General features: G+C 42.2%; 5 protein-coding genes. 1 reads left to right on the forward strand and 4 read right to left on the reverse strand.

Annotated features, from left to right (window positions below):
* A partial coding sequence (locus LD39_RS09310) for a GMP reductase (RefSeq protein ID WP_035545500.1) occupies positions 1-567 on the reverse strand: 567 nt, incomplete at its 3' end.
* A gap of 244 nt (positions 568-811) precedes the next feature.
* Here LD39_RS09310 and LD39_RS09315 point away from each other — a divergent pair.
* Positions 812-1,318 (forward strand): hypothetical protein, encoded by a 507-nt coding sequence (locus LD39_RS09315; protein ID WP_035545501.1) that lies wholly within the window; start codon positions 812-814, stop codon positions 1,316-1,318.
* A 235-nt stretch (positions 1,319-1,553) separates the two neighbouring features.
* On the opposite strand, the gene LD39_RS09320 is transcribed toward LD39_RS09315, so the two are convergent.
* The 3 genes from LD39_RS09320 to LD39_RS09330 all read right to left on the reverse strand — a co-directional run.
* Complete coding sequence (locus tag LD39_RS09320) at positions 1,554-2,216, reverse strand: SIMPL domain-containing protein (protein ID WP_035545502.1); 663 nt, start codon at positions 2,214-2,216, stop codon at positions 1,554-1,556.
* Positions 2,217-2,321: 105 nt separating this feature from the next.
* Positions 2,322-3,098 carry an N-acetylmuramoyl-L-alanine amidase gene (locus tag LD39_RS09325; protein WP_052158797.1) on the reverse strand — a complete coding sequence of 259 codons (777 nt, stop codon included), beginning with the start codon at positions 3,096-3,098 and terminating at the stop codon, positions 2,322-2,324.
* Positions 3,099-3,285: 187 nt separating this feature from the next.
* A partial coding sequence (locus LD39_RS09330) for a S1C family serine protease (RefSeq protein ID WP_035545503.1) occupies positions 3,286-4,276 on the reverse strand: 991 nt, incomplete at its 5' end.

Raw genomic sequence — 4,276 nt, forward strand, 5'->3', positions numbered from 1 at the left:
CTGCCATCCTCCAGTTCCAAAACCCGTTTTCAGTTTCGTAATGCAGACTTTGCCTGGACCGATTCCAACTTTTGTTGCGTCCGCTCCGGCATTTTCTAATTCACGGACCGCTTCAGGAGTTCCTACATTTCCTGCGATAACGAAAGTTTCTGGCAAATGTTTTTTTATATGTTGAATCATTTCAATGACGGCATTTGAATGGCCATGAGCAATATCGATCGTAATGTAATCAGGCACAAGATTTTCATCAGCTAATTGGTGAACAAAATCATACTCTTCAGCTTTCACTCCGACACTGATCGAAGCGATCAAGTCTCGCGCTTTCATATCTTCCACGAAATCTTTCCGCATTTCAGCTTCAAAGCGGTGCATGATGTAAAAGTAACCGCCTTCCGCCAAAGCAGTCGCGATCTTCTCATCAATAATCGTCTGCATATTGGCAGGAACGACTGGTAGTTTGAACGTATGGTTTCCTAATGTCACCGTTGTATCACATTCAGAGCGGCTGTTCACGATACATTTTGCTGGAACCAATTGAATATCTTCATAGTCGAATACATTTTCCATAGTAAACACCTCTAAAAAACCGAATAATTTCCATTCGGTATTAATTGATCGTTCGTCCATAAGCTAATTTACAGGATTAAACACAGGATGTCAAAGCATTTTCCTTTCTTTTTTACAGACATTCCATAGGCTTGCTTTGATATTCGTTCGTGTTCTATTCATTTCTCCAAATTCAGTAAATTTTCTATCAAATTGAAACATTTTTGAATGCTTGTCCGTAGAAGAAGTCAAAGGAGTGATGAAAATGGAATCATGTGTTTATTTTTCTGATAATTTCTTTTCTTCAGGCCGGACAGATATATACAATGGGCAAAAGGAAATGGTTGGAGCCTTGAATCTAAAGAGTGCTTTTTCCTCAAGTGTGGATGTAGAAAACGCACAGGGGGAAATTGTTGTTCAAGGTTCTTTTCCGATCTTTTCGAACAAATGGAACATTCAGCGCAGAGGTGGAGAAGAGCTGGGAAGGGTAAAGACGAGTTTTTCTTTTTTTACGAAACGTTATCGTTATGAAACTGGGAGTCAGTCGCTGGAAATCGAATCACCCGCTTTATCAAAGGATTATACGATGGTCGATAAGAATGGATCAGAGGTAGCTACCTTCCGGAAAGTGAGTGGGGTTTTTCAATCGGCTGCTTATGAATTGCAGAATCACACAGGATCGCTTATGACAGAAGAATTAATTTCCGTTGTTATGGGTGTCAATGCGATTGAAAAAAGAAGAAGGTCTAGCGCAAACGGGACTCCTACATAAGGAAAGCGGAAGGGAGCTCCCTTCCGCTTTTTCAAGATGATACCCCATGAAAGATCTGCTTTAATGTCTTTCTTACAGGCACCCTGTTCGTTTCGTACCCTTCGATGAAAGCTTTTTTGTCATATGGAATTTCTTTCATCGTCACGTCCAACTTTCCTCCCTCTTTCATAATGAGAAGCAAATAACGGACGGTTTCTTTACCAATATTATAAAGCCGCCCTGTGAATAAGCGGTTTTAAGAAAAATATTGAAACTGGGCTTCTACTTTGGCTGTGATTTCCTGTTCTCCTGGCTCAATCGGTGTCGCAGCAGCACCCATCATTTCTGCCTTTGGAGTCGGCCGAACGGGAGATACATTGCTTATTCCTCTTTCAATGATTCTTACTGGCGTCTGATCCAAATTCAACTGCATCGTGTTTGCGATCGTCTGAGCATGCGCGAGTGCCTGGCCGAGCGCAATCCGGAGCGCTTCCTGATAATACTTTTCGGGATTTTTCAAAGTGAATTCGATGTTCGAGACCCGGTTCGCACCCTGAGCTACGGCTAAATCAATGATAGCGCCTGTCTGACTGATATCTTCCACAGTGACTGAAAGGATATGAGTGACCTTGTATCCACGGAATTGTTGTTTTCCGTCTACGTAATCATATTCAGGAAAAATGTAATAATCGGCGGTTTGAATATTATGCTCAGGGACACCTGCTTGAATCAAGGCTTGTGTAATTTGACTGATAATGTTTGCATTGGATTGTTGAGCAACCTGCAATTCTGGATCGTTTGTTTCCACTCCAAATTTAAGAGTCGCTGCGTTCGGCCTTGCTGCCACCTTTCCCATCCCATTGACCGTAATCAGACGAGCTTCCCCGTGGTTCCTGTTCATTTGAGGATAGTATTGCATGACGAACCCCCCTTTCCACTGGAGCCTTCTTATTCATTTGATGTGAGATCAAAAGAATTTATGATAACAAAAAGCCACTCCTTTTGCGAGGAGTGACTGTTCGCTTTATTTTAATTTGTCATACAAACGCATGAGCGCGACAGCAAAGTCCTTACGTGTTAAACTGTTGTCCGGAAGGAATCGACCATCTGGATATCCATTCAGTAATCCGAGGTCTTTTGCACGTTTTACCGCATTGGCATAATAGGCATCAGGTGAAACATCTCTAAAACCTGTTTGCGCAGCATTATCTGAAGCTGAGATATAAGGAACGTTAAAATACTCACAAATCCCCTTTGCATGTTCCACCGCTACTTCCCTCTGAAAATCTTCGTCAATCATAAGCAAAGCTTCTTGTTTGTTATCCATAAACCCATTTTCAGTCAATATAGCTGGCATATTCGTTTCACGAAGTACATAGAAATTCGCTTCTTTAATTCCGCGCCAGTTCTGTTTTGTTCCTTGACGAAGATATTTCCCTACAGCAGTCGCTAACTTTCCAGACTCTCTATTTAGATCCCCATTATATACATAGATTTCAATTCCACTAGGGTTTTGTCCAGAAAATGAACCATCATATGCATTATAGTGGACAGCTACATAGATATCTGCTTTTCTTGCATTCGCCAAATCAGTCCTTTTTTGTAAGGAAATATCTTCATCCGTCGGCGCCACAAGTAACGTGTCAAATCCACATCTCTCAAGTTCTTGTTTGAGAAAATTAACAACAGCCCGATTGAACTCATTCTCTCTGATCGACCGTCCTAATTCAGGTATAACCGGGGTACGTTTCCCCAACGTTTCCATTCCATGTCCGTCATCTAACGCAATCAGCTTAGGCATACTTCTCCCTCTTTATAATACAAATTTGATCCTTTCAAAGCTTGTATACTTTTAAGTCTGATCGACCGTACACATGTATACTTTTCGAAAGAACCTTACTTATAGTAAATGATACTTGCTTGATATATGCTTGGGTGAATTGACTAGAACCCTAAAAAACCCCAGAGGGTATCTCTGGGGTTTCCTTTCAACCCTCCTTAGATTCAGATGTCAGCTCTTCACCATTTCCCTTGAAAATTTTCAGTGATTTATTCTCAAACTTGACGGGGTACGTTACCTTATACTTTTTAACCTTGACTTCCCCGTCTTTCGTTTCTTCTGCCGTTAAGAAAACCGTCACTTCCACATCGTCCTCTTGGGGATCCGCTACCAGGTTATCAATGGTCACTGATAAGGTGTTGTAATACCCTGAGCGGAACTCTTCAAACGACATCTGCTCCTGCTGACTGCTGCTTAACAGCGAGTAGGCTGTGACAAAGTCCCCCTGGTTGATGCTGTCATAAAAATATTGCACAAGATAGGATGCTTGTTCCGCTGGTGTGCCTGTTACCGGTGATTGCGGCTGGTCTTCTGCGAGCTCAGGAAAATCAGGCAGTGACTTCATCGGCTCAGTCGTCCAGTTTTTAATCATCGGTAACACATCGGCAATCGGTATGCTGAAACCGATGGATTCTTTTCCTAGCTTTGCCGAATTGATGCCAATCACTTCTCCTGTATTTCCGTCGATCAGCGGACCACCACTATTTCCCGGGGAAATCGGAGCGGAGATTTGATAGACATCCTTATATTCAAAAGGTTCGATATCTAAATTCCGATTTAACCCACTAATCTCTCCACGAGTTACTGTATTTTGCAAGCCAAGTGGACTTCCCATCGCAAGTACCTCGTCAAGGAGTTCTGTATCGTCTTCAGCTTCAATAGGCAAAGGCTCTTTCCCTTTCAAACCAGGAACCCGTACAACAGCAACATCTGTGTCTCGACTTACCCCAATCACATTCCCATTCATCTCTTTTGAATCGGCGGTGATCACTTTTACTTTCGACGCATTTGAGACTACATGGGCATTCGTGATGACGTCACCTTGATTATTGTATAAGAAACCAGAGCCTATTGAACCGTCTCCCCGCTCGATTTGAACCACCAGTTTTTGAGATTCATAGATGATTTCTTTTGTTTTT

It is taken from the genome of Halobacillus sp. BBL2006 (genome assembly GCF_000786645.1).
Lineage (GTDB): Bacteria > Bacillota > Bacilli > Bacillales > Halobacillaceae > Halobacillus.